The 17,279-nt window shown below is 43.2% G+C and carries 17 protein-coding genes; 9 read left to right on the plus strand and 8 right to left on the minus strand.

Going from position 1 to position 17,279, the window contains the following annotated elements; genetic code table 11:
- Positions 1-418: 418 nt before the first annotated feature.
- A complete protein-coding gene (locus H6571_15660) occupies positions 419-1,150 on the plus strand; it encodes a DUF2807 domain-containing protein (protein MCB9325177.1) in 732 nt (243 codons plus the stop codon).
- A gap of 132 nt (positions 1,151-1,282) precedes the next feature.
- Positions 1,283-2,026 (plus strand): glucosaminidase domain-containing protein, encoded by a 744-nt coding sequence (locus H6571_15665; protein MCB9325178.1) that lies wholly within the window; start codon positions 1,283-1,285, stop codon positions 2,024-2,026.
- Between the two features lie 102 nt (positions 2,027-2,128).
- On the opposite strand, the gene H6571_15670 is transcribed toward H6571_15665, so the two are convergent.
- A complete protein-coding gene (locus tag H6571_15670; GenBank protein ID MCB9325179.1) occupies positions 2,129-2,662 on the minus strand; it encodes an SH3 domain-containing protein in 534 nt (177 codons plus the stop codon).
- 253 nt (positions 2,663-2,915) lie between these two features.
- On the opposite strand from H6571_15670, the gene dprA reads away from it, so the two are divergent.
- Positions 2,916-4,010 (plus strand): DNA-protecting protein DprA, encoded by a 1,095-nt coding sequence (gene dprA, locus H6571_15675; protein MCB9325180.1) that lies wholly within the window; start codon positions 2,916-2,918, stop codon positions 4,008-4,010.
- Between the two features lie 169 nt (positions 4,011-4,179).
- Positions 4,180-5,160 carry an alkaline phosphatase gene (locus H6571_15680; GenBank protein MCB9325181.1) on the plus strand — a complete coding sequence of 327 codons (981 nt, stop codon included), beginning with the start codon at positions 4,180-4,182 and terminating at the stop codon, positions 5,158-5,160.
- A 115-nt stretch (positions 5,161-5,275) separates the two neighbouring features.
- Here H6571_15680 and rpmH read toward each other — a convergent pair whose 3' ends face one another.
- Positions 5,276-5,431, minus strand: coding sequence for a 50S ribosomal protein L34 (gene rpmH / locus H6571_15685; protein ID MCB9325182.1), 156 nt, complete (start codon positions 5,429-5,431; stop codon positions 5,276-5,278).
- A 184-nt stretch (positions 5,432-5,615) separates the two neighbouring features.
- Here rpmH and H6571_15690 point away from each other — a divergent pair, with 184 nt between their 5' ends.
- Positions 5,616-6,509, plus strand: a complete 894-nt coding sequence (locus tag H6571_15690) for a glycosyltransferase family 2 protein (GenBank protein MCB9325183.1) — start codon at positions 5,616-5,618, stop codon at positions 6,507-6,509.
- Positions 6,510-6,663: 154 nt separating this feature from the next.
- Here H6571_15690 and H6571_15695 read toward each other — a convergent pair whose 3' ends face one another.
- The 5 genes from H6571_15695 to uvrB all read right to left on the minus strand — a co-directional run bounded on the left by H6571_15695 (position 6,664) and on the right by uvrB (position 12,370).
- Positions 6,664-7,773 (minus strand): glycosyltransferase, encoded by a 1,110-nt coding sequence (locus tag H6571_15695; protein ID MCB9325184.1) that lies wholly within the window; start codon positions 7,771-7,773, stop codon positions 6,664-6,666.
- A gap of 3 nt (positions 7,774-7,776) precedes the next feature.
- Positions 7,777-8,496 (minus strand): 4-hydroxy-tetrahydrodipicolinate reductase, encoded by a 720-nt coding sequence (gene dapB / locus H6571_15700; GenBank protein MCB9325185.1) that lies wholly within the window; start codon positions 8,494-8,496, stop codon positions 7,777-7,779.
- Positions 8,497-8,541: 45 nt separating this feature from the next.
- Positions 8,542-9,357, minus strand: coding sequence for a 2,3,4,5-tetrahydropyridine-2,6-dicarboxylate N-succinyltransferase (locus H6571_15705; GenBank protein MCB9325186.1), 816 nt, complete (start codon positions 9,355-9,357; stop codon positions 8,542-8,544).
- A 14-nt stretch (positions 9,358-9,371) separates the two neighbouring features.
- Complete coding sequence (locus tag H6571_15710) at positions 9,372-10,265, minus strand: 4-hydroxy-tetrahydrodipicolinate synthase (GenBank protein ID MCB9325187.1); 894 nt, start codon at positions 10,263-10,265, stop codon at positions 9,372-9,374.
- An 83-nt stretch (positions 10,266-10,348) separates the two neighbouring features.
- Complete coding sequence (gene uvrB, locus H6571_15715) at positions 10,349-12,370, minus strand: excinuclease ABC subunit UvrB (GenBank protein ID MCB9325188.1); 2,022 nt, start codon at positions 12,368-12,370, stop codon at positions 10,349-10,351.
- A gap of 176 nt (positions 12,371-12,546) precedes the next feature.
- On the opposite strand from uvrB, the gene H6571_15720 reads away from it, so the two are divergent.
- Genes H6571_15720 through H6571_15730 form a run of 3 tightly spaced genes read left to right on the plus strand, consistent with a single transcriptional unit; the run spans position 12,547 to position 14,467 of the window.
- A complete protein-coding gene (locus tag H6571_15720; GenBank protein MCB9325189.1) occupies positions 12,547-12,885 on the plus strand; it encodes a hypothetical protein in 339 nt (112 codons plus the stop codon).
- Positions 12,886-12,899: 14 nt separating this feature from the next.
- Entirely contained in the window at positions 12,900-13,346 is a 447-nt protein-coding gene (locus H6571_15725; protein ID MCB9325190.1) for a hypothetical protein, read from the plus strand.
- A gap of 11 nt (positions 13,347-13,357) precedes the next feature.
- Positions 13,358-14,467 (plus strand): DNA alkylation repair protein, encoded by a 1,110-nt coding sequence (locus H6571_15730; protein ID MCB9325191.1) that lies wholly within the window; start codon positions 13,358-13,360, stop codon positions 14,465-14,467.
- A 10-nt stretch (positions 14,468-14,477) separates the two neighbouring features.
- Here H6571_15730 and hemW read toward each other — a convergent pair whose 3' ends face one another.
- The gene (gene hemW / locus H6571_15735) at positions 14,478-15,632 is read right to left on the minus strand and encodes a radical SAM family heme chaperone HemW (protein ID MCB9325192.1); all 1,155 of its coding nucleotides are present in this window, start codon (positions 15,630-15,632) and stop codon (positions 14,478-14,480) included.
- A gap of 81 nt (positions 15,633-15,713) precedes the next feature.
- Here hemW and H6571_15740 point away from each other — a divergent pair, with 81 nt between their 5' ends.
- Positions 15,714-17,207, plus strand: coding sequence for a helix-turn-helix domain-containing protein (locus H6571_15740; protein MCB9325193.1), 1,494 nt, complete (start codon positions 15,714-15,716; stop codon positions 17,205-17,207).
- The last annotated feature ends 72 nt before the right edge of the window (positions 17,208-17,279 follow it).

Genomic DNA, 17,279 nt, shown 5'->3' on the forward strand with positions numbered 1-17,279 from the left:
TGGTTCAAATGGTTCCAGTTGAGCGCAGCGAAATCCCGTGCCGTTAGGTCGGGGGTGGGGCTATTTTACTAAAAATGCGAATCAGGCATTGGAAGAGAAGAGCCTGACATTCTTGATTTCGCCTCAATGCTAAAGGATGATCAGGGCGTTTTGCTCTTTCATCCATTAGCGTAAGGTTAAAAAAATTTAAACCGTTTCCCTTCCTCCGCTCCCCGTCCACCGTCTGCTTTCTGCCTGTCTGCTCCATTACAGGTAGATTGTCTTCTGCCATTCGTCTAAAACATTGGATGTATTTTAAGGTTTTCGCTACATTGAGGATGAAAAATTTGCAACCCCAGGCAAAGTAATGTGTCATTAGGGGTGTTGCATCATTAGTCAACAGAATTAATCACCTTCTGTTAAAATCTAAAATTTCATCATGAAAAACCTAAAAGTTGTTTTAATTGTTTTGGGCGTTGGGCTGTTTTTTGCGTTCAATAACCCACCAAAATTCCTGAGCCATTCCCATTCAATTAAAGGCGAAGGTAATGCCGTTACCAAAGAAATTACCCTCGACCCGTTTCACAGTATTGGCCTTTCATTGGATGCAGACGTAATCCTGAAGCAGGGTAGTCCGCAAAAAGTAGAGATCGACGCTGAAGCCAATATCATTGACAACATCAAAACCAAAGTCAGGAACGGATCCTGGAATATTGGTTTTGAAGAGAATGTCAGAAAGCATGAAAAAATCACTATTTATATCACCATTCCCGACCTTAAGGCCGTTTCGGTTGCCGGTTCAGGGGATGTAACCACTAAGGGCGCTTTTACAGGTATGGAAAACTTGGCGCTTTCCATAGCCGGTTCCGGAGATTTAAAACTTGAAGGCGAGGCTAAATCTTTAGATATTAGCGTTGCGGGTTCCGGAGATGTTTTAATGACCGGCAGCGCCGGGAAGGTAGGAGTCAGCATAGCCGGTTCAGGAGATGTTAATCTGAAGGATTTGGTCGCCGGCGATTGTGATATCAGTATTGCGGGTTCCGGAAATTGTAAAGTCAATACCAGCGGAAACCTGGATGTTTCCATCGTGGGTTCCGGAGATGTTTATTACACCGGAGGGGCAAAAGTCCATTCAAGTATTATGGGGTCCGGGGACTTGCATGAAATGTAAAGCTATTTGAATTTAAGTGTTCGCTTAAAAAAAGCAATCGATGATCAGATCGGTTGCTTTTTTTATTTTAGGGCTTGACAATAAAAACAATTTGTTTTACATTTGCAAAACAAATTGTTTTAACAGATAGTTATGAGTAAATCAATCGCCTCCGCCAAAGTAAAAGTTTACCTCCGGAATAATTGGATTAAGATAGGTATTGCTGTTTTGTTCCTGTTTATTCTGATGAAAAAAGACCTGAGTTTCTCAGTCGATCTCAATGCGCCAACAGGTTCGCCAGTGCAACAAAAAATGGCGCCTCAGGCTCCGAAGCCTAAAGAAACAAAAAAAGATATTCTCTCGGAGCGAAAACCTGAAGAGGAGGAATCTGCCATCACCAAATTATTTGTGGCCCCGCTAAATAATTTTTTGGCAGGAAAAGAGGAAAGTAGCGATAAATTCTGGTTGATGGATGAAGATGACATGGTCGATTTTATCAATAGATTTACTCACGTCGCGGAGAATGAACAACTCAAATATGGTGTCCCGGCCTCTATAATTTTATCCAGCAGTCTTTTATTGAGTGAAGCGGGCAGTTCTGAATTGTCGAGAGCCGGCAATAATTTTTTCGCCTTGCCCTGTACGGCAGACTGGATGGGTAAAGAAGACCAGTATGGCGGTAAATGTTTTCGGCATTACGAAAATGCCTGGACGAGTTTTAGGGACAATAGTCTTTATCTGACGACATATCTCTTCCCCGGTAAAAAACTACCCCCTGACGATCACAAAAGTTGGGTTACTGCCCTTGAACAGGTCAATTACGCGGAGGAGCCCAACCTGGCAGCACAACTGATAAAGATAATCAATCATTTTGACCTGGACGAATTGGATAAGTAAACCGGTTGCTCGTTGCTGGGTACTGGTTGCTCGTTACTCGTTACTGGTTACTGGTTACTGGTTGGTTGTTTTAAAACAAGCAGCCAGTAACCAGCCATAATTTTATTCCAGTCCTTCCAGTCTTTTTTTATAATAATGCACCCCGGCCCCATACACCCAGCCTACTTTTCCCTTTGGAGATTTCACTTTCACCCAGGGTGCCTGGGTCATTACGTTTCCAAGTTTAATTTCATAAATAGAATCGGTCACCTCATTGAGAAAGGTCACTTCGTCGTATAATTGCACCCTGTCGAGCACCTTGGCGTTCAGGGCTGGTTGCTCTCTTATGTTGAGGTTTTCAAGTGTCACGTAGAGCGGGGTATATTTTTCCCTGATGCTTCGTGAAGGAGGTTGGTCAGCCGACCGGATATCTACGGACGATGGATTTGCAGGTGTGAGCTGTTTTGGTTTGTCAAAAATTTCGGGAGTGATGATGGAATCCGTTGGCGTCACGGTTTCTTCCGTGGTTACCGGGTTTTCTTCCTGGTAGAGATCCCTGTTTTGAGAACATTTGCGCATGGCCCATAGGATGAAGGAAATAAAAAAAATCGCTATGATTATAAATTCGAGACGGGGCATTACCTTTTTTGTAGACATAACTAATTTAAAGTTTTGAGTCAGAATATTAAAAATGAGTTAGTCCAAAGTTGAGAAACTTCTTTCAAAAGGCGTATAAATTTTCGACAAAGTTTGACATTTACTTAAAATAAAACATAAATTTGTCAGGTATTCGGGAATAGCTTTTTTGGATTTTATTTAATCTTTTATTTCGTATTTCTTTTTTTTCATCGACGACTTTCCTTTCCGGGTATATTTCATTCATCTTTTTTCTTAAATTGTATTGTAGTCGATGGAAGACCTTTTTTACAAAATAGCATTGACCATGCTGCCGTCGGTAGGTGCTGTGACGGCAAAAAACCTTGTTAGTTATTGTGGCAGCCCAATGGGGGTATTTGAAGCCCGAAAAAAAGAACTGTTAAAGATACCCGGTGTCGGGGATCTCACAGCAAATGCTATCGTTGGGCATGACGTATTTGAGCAGGCTGAGCAGGAATTGCGGTTTGTGGAGCGGCACAAGATCAGGGTAATGTTTTATTCGGATAAAGATTACCCCTCCAGGCTGAAACATTATAATGATGCCCCTGCACTGCTTTATTACCGGGGCAATGCTGACCTTAATGCTTCCCGGACGGTGGCCATAATAGGAACGAGAAAACCAAGTCATCGCGGAGTTTCAACGACAGAAGCACTCATCGAAGGACTGAAGCCCTACAATGTCACGACGATCAGTGGCCTTGCTTTTGGGATTGATGTGGCAGCACACCGGAAAAGTATTGAAATAAATGTTCCCACGATTGGCGTTTTGGGGCATGGATTACAAAAAATTTATCCGTCCCAGCATTATGACGTTGCGGCCAGGATGATCGAAAATGGTGGGTTGCTGACGGAATATTTCAGTTTTAAGGAACCAGACCGGGAACATTTCCCCATGCGCAACAGGATCGTGGCAGGGTTGTGTGATGCCCTGATTGTTGTTGAAACGGCAAAAAAAGGGGGCTCTATGATCACCGTGAGATTTGCCAACGATTACAATAAGGACGTTTTTGCAGTCCCTGGGCGGTTAGGCGATGAAAACTCTCTGGGATGTAATTTGTTGATCAAATCGCACCGGGCTGCCTTGATTGAGTCCGTTGAAGATTTGGCTTATGTGATGCGATGGAACGAAATAGATGCCAACAAAACGATCCAACGACAGTTGTTTACTGAATTTTCGGAACCAGAAAAAAAAATAGTAAATTTGCTCAGCGATTCAGAAGAGATGGGAGTGGACGCAATTTCGTATAAATGTGGATTAGCGAATAGTGAGTTGGCGGCCTTATTGCTGAATCTCGAATTCAAAGGGGTCATTCGTTCTGTTCCGGGGAACAGGTATGTTCTTTTATGAGCCATAAAAATTATAAAAAGCGTTTTCTCAATAGTTGATTATGAAAAAAATTATCTGGGCTATCCTGACCATTCTCTTTTTCAGTGCCTGCGATCCGACAGGTAAATTAAATTCCGGAAATAACAGAGAAGAAGTCTATACCGGAATAAGGCCCAAAAATATCATTTTAATGATAGGCGACGGAATGGGATTGTCGCAAATTTCTGCGGGTTTTTACAGGAATGGTGACCAGTTGAATCTTGAACAATTCCCGGTTATCGGTATCCATAAACCTTATTCCGCCAGTGATCTTATTACTGACTCTGCTGCGGGGGCCACAGCCTTTTCAACAGGTAAAAAGACCTTTAATAAGGCCGTTGGTATGGATAAGGATTCCGCGTTTTCCAAAACTATCCTGGAAGAAGCCATGAAACAGGGGCTGGCCACCGGGCTTGTGGTTACCTCCACCATTGTGCATGCCACCCCGGCAGCATTTGTTGCCCATGTGGACGACAGATATAAATACGAGGACATCGCAAAGTTTTTTCTTCTGAATCAGGTAGATTATTTTGTCGGGGGAGGGGAGAAATATTTTAAGGAACGTGCTGATGGGTTAGACCTGGTAGGCATGTTGAAAGAAAGAGGATATGTCATTTCAGACTATGAAGAAGAGCCTTTTACGGATGTCGTCCTTGATTTTAGTCGGAAATTTGGATATTTCACTTCTTATGATGATCCCGAAAAATATTCGGAAGGGCGGGATTATCTTGTTCCAGCCAGTAAACAGGCTCCTTTGTTCCTTTCTCATAGAAGTGAGAAAGGATTTTTCCTGATGATTGAAGGATCGCAGATAGATTGGGGAGGGCACGACAACGATTCAGGATACATCATTAGCGAAATGATCGATTTTGACCGGGCGGTCGGGGCAATTCTGGACTTTGCAAAGGAAGATGGAGAAACCCTCGTCATTGTCACTGCGGATCATGAGACCGGGGGGTATGCTATCAATAAAGGAAGTACCAGAGATTCAATTATTGGCAGATTTACCACCAGTGATCATACTGCTGCCCTTATTCCTGTATTTGCTTACGGACCTGGTTCAGCATTGTTTTCGGGTATTTATGAAAATACGGCGATTTATGACAAGATGAAAGCCGTTTTTGGATTTTAGGAATGGGATAAAAGGCTCAAAAGGTGACTGACGGGCAATAAAAAACAGCTAAAGTAATCGTATGATTGCTTTAGCTGTTTTAAATTATGGATAAAACAGTCTTAAAGTGTTAAGACTATTTTGCTGTCATTTCATCAGAAACAGTAAGCTTTAAACGACCTTTAGCCCTGCGACGTGCTAAAACTTTACGGCCATTCTTAGTGCTCATGCGTGAACGAAACCCATGTTTGTTCTTTCTTTTTCTCTTTGATGGTTGGAACGTTCTTTTCATTGTTCTGTTATTCTATTATCGATTTAACTCAATTCCTTTTTTAAAAATGCGGGGCAAAGGTACGAGTATTTCCTTAAATAGACAATAATTAATGTTTTTTTTTAAGTTGTTGTTCATTTTCCATAATTTACTTAACCTTTGGGGTGTCTTTGGATGGGTTTATTCAATTTTTTAAATTGTTTTCATGATTTCAGTGTTAATTCCGGTGTTCAATTATGATGTCAGGGAACTTGTAGAGGCCCTGAATGATCAGCTAAGTGCGCTGGGCATAAACTATGAAATTCGCGTTTACGATGATTGTTCCTCAAATGATGCGCTTAATACCATAAATAACGCCATTTCCGGATTCCCGAATGTCGTTTTAAAAAAACTGTCCCAAAACCGGGGATTCTGTGGCATCAGGAACCTGCTGGCTGAAGAAGCGAAATATGATCTTTTACTTTTTTTGGACAGCGATGTTGAAATTATCAATAAAGGCTTTATTGCAAAATATCTCGATGTGCGGGATGAAAAAACCGTTTTTTGCGGGGGCATGAAATACACGGATGAACCGCCCGCTCTCCCGCTTTATTTAAAATGGATACACGGCAAAACCAGGGAAGAAGCTGCTCCGGAAATTCGGAATAAAGCCGCACACAGAACACTTTGGGCCGGCAATTTTTTGATTCCCAAAAAAATATACCTTGCCGCCAGGTTTGACGATGGTTCGAGCCGATACGGATATAATGATACGATGTTTGGGTACAAATTGATGGTACAGGAGGTTCCCGTAGTGCATATTGACAATGCACTGCTCCATAATGGGTTGATGCCGGGACAAAAGTTTATCGACCGCAGCCTTGAGGCAGTGGAGAACTTACTCTTTTTTGAACAACAAACGTATATACGGCCTTCCTTTTATGAATTTATCAAGGTATTCAAATATGGTCAATTTTTGAAAAGAATAAAATTGGATGGGTTGTTTTTACGCATCTATCAAAGTAAAAAAGACCAGTGGGTCCAAAACTTATTGTCCTCTTATCCCAACCTGAGGAACCTGGATAAGCTCAAGCTGGGAAGGTTGCTGGAACTTAAGTAGTTCACGAAATTAAGCATAATAATAATATGGTGATCTTTTACACTGACTCATCGTTACTCAAATCCTTACGTAGCTTTGGCTATGTGCGGTTTTCGCGTCTCGATTCAGCGTAAAATATCTACCATCTTATTGGTAACCCAATTCCGCGAACTGCTTAAGGCTTTTTGATTTGAGCATAAAAGTCCAAAAGTCGTTGTTTCTCCTTTTCCCAGTTTAATTCTTTTTTGGCGATCCGGGTGTTTTTTACCATCTGTTGATAAACAGATGGGGTTTCCAGCTGCTGAACCAGTTGGGTGAATCTTTTTTCTTCAAAGGAAGGTAAAAGAGCAGCACATTGGTATTGATCGTTCAGGGAACGGTATTCCGGAAAATCCATACAAATTTGAGGAATCTCCGCCTGGATGTAATCGAAGAATTTATTGGCAAGAGAATAGTAATAACTCAACCCCGTATTTTCAATGAGATTCAATCCGGCCCAGGCATTTTCAGTGATGGAGGCCAGGGCTTCCGGCCGTACGAATCCCAAAAATTCAACTTTGTCTTCAATTTCGAGTTGCCTGACCATGGTTTCAAGCTTTTCCTTCAGGGGGCCATCTCCGGCAATTTTGAGTGGGACGCCGATATCGGGCATGCAGCCAATCAAAAATTCCAGTCCGCGGCCTTTATTTAAAATGCCCTGGTAAAGCATATACTTTTCCCGGGGTGGTTTTGGGGGGATTTCCTGGGGCAGCGGTACGTTTCTCACCACCTCAAAATGGGTGCCGTATTCCTTTTCGAAAATACCGGCAATGGATTGATTGACGGTGTAGGCATATTTTATGTTGGGAACGACGAAACCTTCCACCATTTTCCAAATCTTTTTTTCAAAGGTGCGGCCGTGAAGGGAAGAGGTTTCCGTAAAATATTCATGGGCATCGTACACGAAAGTTTTTCCCCGGATTTTAGCCACCAGCCATGCAGGCAGTATGGTGTCCAGGTCAATGCCGCAGATAATGTCCGTCTTGTGAAAAAGCAGGTAGAAAAAGAGCCTGAGGTTGAATTCCAGGTAAAAGAATTTTCCTTTGTCGAAAAAACAGTTTAGCCGCTTTTGTGACCATGAACCTTTCCCTGGAATGGAGATATTATTCAGGGGTTTTGAGTTTTTCCTTTTGCGGCCGATCAGTTTTACCTCATAACCGGCTTCCGCCAGGGTGCTGCAGATGCGTTGCATGCGCTGGTCGTAGTTCAGGTCATTGGTTACGGTAAAAAGGATCTTTGTGTTCAATGATTACAAATTTAAAACATCCGACATGGTAAAAACGCCTTTTTTGGCGGCAATGAATTCTGCGGCCAATACGGCACCCAGGGCAAAGCCGTCCCGGTTTTTGGCAGTATGCACCAATTTGATCTCGTCAAAATCGGAGTCCCAGGTTATTTCATGGGTGCCGGGGATTTCATCCTCCCGGAAACTCTGTATGGGCAGCACATGATCTTCCACCATGTCCGAAGTTTCCTCCCAGGATTTTATTTTATGATTGTGTTCAATGATCTGTTCCGCCAGGGTAATGGCCGTTCCGCTGGGGTGATCCTTTTTATGGAGGTGGTGGGTTTCCTTCATAGAGGGCCTGTACTCATCTGTTGTGTTCAGTTTTGCGGCCAGTATTTTATTGATGTGGAAGAAAATGTTCATGCCCAGGCTGAAATTGGAGGCATGCAGTAAGGTCCCGTTTAGGTCGATGCATTTGTTTTTAACTTCTTCCCATTCTTCGTTCCATCCGGTCGTTCCACTGGCAACGGGCAGGCCTGCCTTCAGGCACGAGTTGATATTTTGTGGAGCATAAACGGCCAGGGTAAATTCAATGGCGACATCAGCCTCTTGGGGATGGCTTAAAATATTGGTCAGCGCATCCAGGGCATTAACGGTCCAGGCAATTTGATGTCCTCGTTCTACAGCGATTTTCTCTACTGCCTTGCCCATTTTCCCGTATCCTATTATTCCGATTTTCATGGATTTGATTTTTTGTTTAATACATGTTTTGAATCACCCCCTCGTTTATACAGCCACATAATAGGTTCTCAGGGCCTCATTGAGAGAGGTCTTTTGGTCGGTAGAGGCTTTGCGTTTTCCGATGATCAGGCTACAGGGAACCTGATAACTGCCTGCGGCGAATGTTTTGGTGTAGGAACCGGGAATAACCACTGATCTGGCAGGTACTCTTCCTTTGTATTCGATGGGTTCGTCACCGGTGACGTCAATGATTTTAGTACTTTGCGTAAGAACTACATTGGCTCCGAGTACGGCTTCCTTTTCTACATGAACGCCTTCGACGACAATACACCTGGAGCCTATAAAGCAACCGTCCTCAATGATGACGGGACTGGCCTGAACCGGTTCCAAAACGCCACCGATCCCCACCCCTCCGCTAAGGTGGACATTTTTGCCAATCTGGGCACAAGAGCCTACCGTAGCCCAGGTATCCACCATGGTTCCGGAATCGACATAAGCTCCGATGTTGACATAGGAAGGCATCATGATCACTCCCGGGGCGAGATAAGCGCCATGACGGCAAATGCCGTGGGGCACTACCCTTACCTCTTTGGCTTTGTAATCTGTTTTTAAGGGTATTTTATCATGAAACTGGAAAGGACCTACGTTGATCTCTTCCATTTTTTGAATGGGAAAATACAGGATAACCGCCTTTTTTATCCAATCATTGACCTTCCATCCGTCGGCAGTGGGTGTTGCCACGCGAATTTCACCACCATCCAGTAGGTCGATGACTTTTCGGATGGCCTCCTGGCTTTCGGGAAGTTGCAAGAGGTCGCGATCATTCCAGATTTTTTCAATTGTATTGGCTAAAGAGTGCATGATTTTTTTTTGTTTTAGAGGTTCAGATTTTTCAATTCTTTTTTTAATAATTCCCGGTTCGCCTCACTGCTCATAGGGCACATCGGCAACCTGAATATTTCCAGGATTTTTCCCATTTCAAAGAGGGCCGTTTTGATTGGGATGGGATTGGTCTCGATCATGGAAAGTTGCATGAGGCGGTATAACTTTTGATGTATTTTTTTGGCTTTCGCCCAATCGTTATTCAGGCAGGCATGAACCATTTCCCGGAATTCGGCCGGAACGATATTGGCAATTACGGAAACCACTCCTTCCGCTCCGCAGGCCATGATGGGCAGGGTTAATGCGTCGTCTCCCGAGTAAACGAGAAACCCTTTTGGCCGGTGGATGAGTATTTCATTGACCTGGTCGAGATTGCCCGAGGCTTCTTTTACGGCCACGATGTTTTCAAAATCATTGGCCAGTCGAAGGGTGAGCCTGGAGGTCATATTGACAGCCGTTCTTCCCGGAACATTGTATAAGATGATCGGCAGGTCCACGGATTTGGCAATAGCCTCAAAATGGCGATACAATCCTTCTTCTGTCGGTTTGTTGTAATACGGGCTGGAGATCAATAAAGCATCCACCCCGCATTTTTGTGCCTGGACGGATCTTATCACACAATGATGGGTATCATTGGTACCGGTGCCAGCAATTACGGCAATTTTACCTTGCGCTTTTTCGACCGCAAAAGAAAAGATGGCTTCAAATTCTTCATCTGTGAAAGCCGGAGATTCCCCGGTCGTTCCACAAAAAACGATGCCATCTGTACCAGCCTTAATGTGGTCGTTGATCAAATTTTCAAAAGCATCGAAGTCAATGGCTCCATTTTCGAGAAAAGGGGTGACGATGGCCACAATGGATCCTTTTAGTTGGAATGTATTCTGCATTTTTTTCAGCATGTTGAGAAAAATTACCACAATGACTGACGCTACTTGTGGCGGGAAAATTAAATTCGGTGCAAAGTTGGGGATTATTTTTTTCTCAACTGTTGTTTTAAGGCAAAAAGCTCGTCCCTAAACTGGGCAGCGGTGATGAAATCGAGATCTTTGGCCGCTTTTTTCATCTTTTGCTCGGTCTGCCCGATCATTTTTTCGAGTTGTTCCCGGGTCATGTAAGCCACCAGTGGGTCTGCCGCAAGACTTGGTTGCTCGGGTTCGAGGTAGGCAGCTTCCCTGTTTCCGCGAATGTCGAGGATTGATTTTTGATTGAGGATTTCTTCCCGGCTTTTGTAAACTGTAGTTGGCGTGACACCATGTTTCTCATTGTATTCCATCTGGATCGCCCTTCGTCTGTTCGTTTCCTCTATGGTTACCTGCATGGAATTGGTGAGCTTATCTGCGTAAAAAATCACGAGTCCGCCTGAATTTCTCGCCGCGCGACCGGCGGTTTGGGTCAGGGATCGGGCGTTCCTTAAAAAGCCCTCTTTATCAGCATCCAGAATCGCCACCAGGGAAACTTCCGGGAGGTCGAGTCCTTCTCTGAGCAGGTTGACCCCCACCAGGACATCAAAAGTACCCAGGCGGAGATTACGAAGTATTTCGACCCGCTCCATGGTATCCACTTCCGAGTGAATGTATCGAACCTTTATATCGAATTTTTCGAGATATTTGGTCAATTCCTCAGACATTCTTTTGGTCAGAGTGGTGACCAGCACCCGTTCTTTTCTTTTTATCCTTTCGGCAATTTCATCCATGAGGTCATCCACCTGGTTGATGCTGGGCCTCACCTCAATTTTAGGGTCAAGCAGTCCCGTCGGACGAATGATTTGTTCCACAAAGAGTCCGCCGGTTTGTTCCAGCTCGTAATCGCTGGGCGTAGCGCTGGTGTAAATGACCTGGTTCACGATGCTTTCAAATTCCACAAAATCCAGCGGCCGGTTGTCCATGGCCGAAGGCAGCCGGAAGCCGAAATTGACGAGGTTGAGTTTCCTGGACCGGTCTCCTCCAAACATGCCGCGTATTTGAGGAAGGGTGGCGTGACTTTCATCAATGAACATCAGAAAATCTTCGGGAAAGTAATCGAGGAGGCAGAAGGGACGGGTGCCCTCTTTTCTACCATCAAAAAAGCGGGAGTAGTTTTCCACGCCATTGCAATAGCCCAGTTCCCGGATCATCTCAAGGTCGAAGGTAGTGCGTTCCCGGATGCGTTTGGCTTCCAGCAGGCGGCCCTCTCTTTCAAAATATTTTTCCTGGGCATACAATTCGTCTTCTATTTCCCGGATGATCTGGTTCATGCGATCCCGCGGGGCGATATAGAGGTTGGCCGGAAAAATGGCCACATTGTCCATCTCATGGATACGTTTGCCCGATTCGACCTCAATCATTTCGATGTTTTCGATCTCATCTCCAAAAAAGGTGATGCGGTACCCGTAATCGACGTAAGGCAGATTGATCGAAACGGCATCTCCCCGAACGCGAAAAGTGGCTCTTTTGAAATCAATTTCGGTTCGGGAATAAAGTGCCTGGACCAGTTGATGTAAAAAGTGTCGCTGGCCTATGGTTTGACCCTTTTCAAGCCTGATGATCCCTGTTTTATAATCTTCAGGGTTTCCCATACCGTAAATGCAGGAAACCGAAGCAACGATAATGATATCTCTTCGACCTGATAAAAGAGAAGCGGTTGCCCGGAGTCGGAGTTTATCGACCTCCTCATTGATCTGAAGATCTTTCTCAATGTACATGTCGGAGGAAGAAATGTAGGCTTCCGGTTGGTAATAATCGTAATAGGAAACAAAGTACTCCACGGCATTTTCCGGAAAAAATTCGCGGAACTCTCCAAAAAGCTGGGCCGTCAGGGTTTTATTGTGGGTCAGGATGAGGGTAGGTTTTTGCAGTTGCGCGATCACATTGGCCATGGTAAAAGTCTTTCCTGATCCGGTGACTCCGAGTAATACCTGGTGGCGCTCCCCGGCCTTAACGGCATTGACAAGTTGCTGAATGGCCTCCGGCTGATCCCCGGTAGGCTTGAATGGAGAAATGAGTTTGAATTTCACGGAAAGTAATTATTAGTTTTAATACAAAGATAAGGTATTAAAATTTAAAACAAATAATTGTATTTATGTAAATTAATTAAATTTTTTGTTTTTTAGTTGATATTTAATAAATTTGAATCATAATCTTTGTTATTACTCAAAATTAATGACAAATTGTAAAACCTTAAAGCGGGATTATGTCCCAAAAACATAGAGGGAGAATTCAGGCTCAGGGAAATGGTTTGGAGTTGTCTGAATCCTGGTCTCAAGATGAACCTTTAACTAAGGAAAAAGGTTTAGATTTATTAGAAAGGTTAAAGTTGAGATTGAATAAGAAATTTTTTTTAGAAAGGGAAGAGCAATTTGAGGATGCAAAAAGATATATTGAAAATATAGATGGGGGAATTGATGCAATTAAAAAGAAAACATTTAGAAATCGAAAAACGAAAGATTCCAGAATAGACATTGAGGTTTTAGAAGGAACCGCTTTCATAACAATACTCCTGATTTTTTTGATCTATTATTTTTTACAATAAGAGAACTGATTTTCATGACAACTATTTTATATGCTGAATTTTTAAAAGATAAGCGGCAATACAATTTTGCCCAGGCTTTCTGGAAACGTCTTTTTGACCGTTTTTCGGAAAAATATAATTTAAAATTTTCAGGATATATTAATGAATATCAATCTAGCGGAAAGAAAGAATATGATGGGAATCCCATATTTAGTGCAATTTTCCTGAAAATGAACCGGGCAGTAAGAATAATTCAAGGACCACCTGAAAACGATGAAATTGATATATCTGCCTGGGTTGATGAGATAACACTGAAAGAGGGAATGCCTCCAGCCAAAGAATTGGTAATAGATTTGGTTTTGTCTAAAGAATCAAAATCAATAGCTTCGAATTTGATTGAATTGTGGTTGGCAGATCAATTAGATCCCCAATTAATAGATAGTTATTTGTCTGAAGAGTCTCTTGAATCAATTCCTGATTAAGCATTGACTCAATGAGTACCCAATTAAAAGATCTCTACTCTCCGGAATTTTACCAAAGGCTGTCTGCCACCCTGGAAAGTTTACTTCCCGATTTTGAAACCGAAGCATTTCTGCAGTTGATTTTTGACGCGGAATGGAAAAACCGGGAACTGAAGGATCGTATGTGGCATACGAGTAGGGTACTCCATCAATTTTTTCCTGCTGATTTTGGGGAAGCCGCCCAGGTCATCATTCAATTGGTCAATAAACTTATTGCAGAGGGATTTACTCATGCCTCCCTGGAGTTCATGTTCCTGCCCGATTATGTGGAGCGTTTTGGGTTGGAACATTTTAATAGTTCGATCCGGGTTTTTGAGCATATTACCGCTTTTTCCAGTTGTGAATTTGCCGTAAGGCCCTTCATTGTGAAATATCCCGACAAGATGATCGATCAAATGATCGAGTGGACAGGCCATGCTGATGAACACGTGCGTCGCCTGGCCAGTGAAGGTTCCAGACCCCGTTTGCCCTGGGCCATGGCCCTTCCCGAATTTAAAAAGAACCCGGAACCGATTCTTCCTCTCCTTGAAAATCTAAAACACGACCCTTCCGAGTATGTCCGCCGCAGCGTGGCCAATAATTTAAATGATATTTCAAAAGATAACCCGGAGGTAACTCTGGCCCTTGCCGGTAAATGGATCGGTACCAAACAGGAAACGGATCGGTTGGTCAAGCACGCCTGCCGCACCCTGTTGAAAAAAGGAGACCCTGAAGCGCTCCGGCTTTTTAAATACGGTGATCCGGGCCAACTCGAAGTAAATAATTTTCTGATCCTTACTCCTGAAGTGAAAATGGGTGGAGCCCTTCAGTTTTCTTTTGAATTGAGTAACCCCGGAAAATCGACTCAAAAGGTAAGAATTGAATACGGGCTTTATTATCTCAAAGCCAATGGTTCGCTATCGGGAAAAGTTTTTAAAATATCAGAAAAAATTATGGATCCGGGAAGCGTTTTTCAGTGCAACCGAAAGCAACATTTTAGCATAATTACTACACGGAGATATTACCCTGGTCGACACGAGCTATCGGTCATCATCAATGGGAAAGAGAAGGTCAGGGAATCATTTGTATTGCTCGGAGATTGAATATGGGGAATCATTCCGATTCCAGCACAAATAAATCGGCTGCAATCTGATCTGCGAACAGCTTGCCTTTTGCTGATAAGACATAGGCATTTGAGACGATCAGCATTTGCCCGCTTTCCAAATACAGACCGGCCTTTTCCAAAAAATGGGCTTTAAATGCTTTTCCGAAATGATCCAGCGATGCTTTAGGGCAGCCCCAAATGGTGCGCAGGCCGGTCATGACAAATTCATTGTATTGCTGTTCCAGGGTGAGCGTTTCCTTCTCAAAGAGTGGAGTAGCGGGTATTTCCTGACTGCTCAAAGCCTGAATAGCCTTGATGTACAAGGCATTGTTCGCAACATTCCATTGCCTGGAGGTGCCATTAAAAGAATGGGCTGAAGGACCGATGCCCAGGTATTTTGCCCCCTTCCAGTAGGAGGAATTGTGCACGGCATAAAACTCAGGTTTGGCAAAATTGGAAATTTCATAATGGTCATACCCGTTTTTTTGCATGACTTCCATGAGGATTTCAAACTGCCTTGCAGCATGTTCATCACGGGGCGGTTCGGCCTTCCCTGTTTTGATGAAATGCGCCAGGGCTGTTTTTTCTTCCACGGTGAGCGCGTAACAGGAAAGGTGAGGGATTTCAAATTGAAGCAACTGATCGATATTGTAAATCCAGTGCTCCATTGAAGTGGTGGGCGAGCCATAAATGAGATCAACCGTCAAATTGCTAAACCCCGCATCCTGCGCGCCTTTAATACAAGCTTCTGCCTCAGCCCTGTTATGTGCCCTGTTCCAGGATTTCAGGTCTTCATCAAAAAAGGATTGCACCCCGATACTCAGCCTGTTTACGGGAAGATGCTGAAGGACATTCAGCTTTGCCCTGTCCAGGTCGTCGGGATTGGCTTCCAGGGTGATTTCGGCATCGGAATCCACCCGGAACAGGTGGTAAATTTTTTCAAAAATCATTTCCAATTCTGCCTGGGACAATAAAGAGGGCGTTCCTCCGCCAAAATAAATGGAACCAAGGGGTTCTCCTTCCAGGTAATCCTTTTGAAGTTCCAATTCCAGCAACATGGCTTCCAAAAGAGGTGCTTTGTGCTTCAGGGAAGTTGAAAAATGGAAATCGCAGTAATGGCACGCCTGTTTGCAAAAAGGAATATGGAGGTAAATGCCGGCCACAAATTTTTGTTTGATGAATAATGAAAAACAGCGTTTAAATAATTAGCGAAAATTCGCTAAAATCTCGTATTTTTGAGCTATATGAAGACAACAACACAAAGTGATCGGATCATCTTCGGCTTAAAAGTAAGACAATTGCGGCAAGGCAAGCAACTTTCTTTTGCAGATTTGTCAAAACTGGCGAATGTGTCCGTTTCCTACCTGAATGAAATTGAGAAAGGTAAAAAATATCCCAAGGAAGATAAGATCACTGCATTGTCAAAAGCGCTGGAGGTTCCTTACGAACAACTCATTTCATCGGAACTGGACAGCAGTCTTGCTCCGGTTACGGAATTGTTGCAGTCCAATTTTTTAAATGAACTGCCTTTGGATCTTTTTGGCATTGAAGTGGCAAAAGTCGTTGAAATTATTGCCAATGCTCCTTCGAGAGTAGGAGCCTTTATTTCGACTTTACTTGAAATTTCAAGAAATTACGCGCTTAAGGAAGAGCATTTTTATTTTGGTGCCCTTAGGTCTTATCTTGAATTGCATGATAATTATTTTCAGGAGCTGGAGGATGCTGTTGAACAATTTAAAAAGCAGTATGATCTGGCTCCCGGCAAGCCTGTCCCGGGGAGTATTTTAAAACAAATTCTTGAGTCTGACTTTGGTTATACCATTACGGAGGATGGCTTGTCTCAATATGAAGATTTACAGGACATGCGTTCTGTTTTTCTGCAGCACAAAAAACAACTTCTGCTTAACGGAGGACTAAGTGAATCCCAGAAAACTTTCCAGTACGGGAAAGAAATTGCCTTTAATTATTTAAAACTAAAAGAACGGGCCGGAACATCTTCCCTGTTGAAACCCAAAACCTTTGAAGAAGTACTCAATCATTCCAAGGGAATCTATTTCTCTGTGGCCTTGCGGGTACCGCTTGATGATTTTGTTAAGGAAATCGGTTTATTATTTAAATCTCCGGTTTGGGATGCTGGTGCTTTTCTTGGGTTGATTACAAAATATGAGGCTTCTCCTGAAATCATTTATCATCGGTTGACCAATGTGCTGCCCAAATATTTCGGGATCAAAAAATTGTATTTCCTGAGATTTACCTATGGCCAGGCCGAGGCTAAATATAAAATTGACAGGGAGCTGCATTTGTCTTACCGACATCCTCCCCATAGCAACGGGCTGTCCGAGCATTATTGCCGCAGATGGGTAGCCGTTTCCCTGCTGAAAGAATTTGAGGAAAAACAAAAGGAAGAAGGAGTTACCAATGCGATTACAAGAGCCCAGCGATCTCATTATGTTGACAGCGATGAAGAATATTTGAATCTGACTATTGCCCGGTCCGGGCATCCGGGGCAGGGGCAGAATGTCAGCGTTACGATAGGAATGCTTGTGGATAAAAACCTCGAAGAACAAATCCTGTTTTTAAATGATCCTTCCATTCAAACGAAAAACGTCAATCGCACCTGTGAAAGATGCATTATGCAAGATTGCAAGGAAAGGGTGGCAGAACCTATGGTAATTATCAAGCGGCAAAAACTCCACAAAATCCAGGAAGTTATCCGGCACCTGGATGAAATTCAATAATTTTTTTCAATTATGTTTGCATCGTAATGTTTTCGTTATTACATTTGCATTAACCAAACGGTTAAACTATAA

The organism is Lewinellaceae bacterium, from assembly GCA_020636105.1.
Lineage (GTDB): Bacteria > Bacteroidota > Bacteroidia > Chitinophagales > Saprospiraceae > BCD1.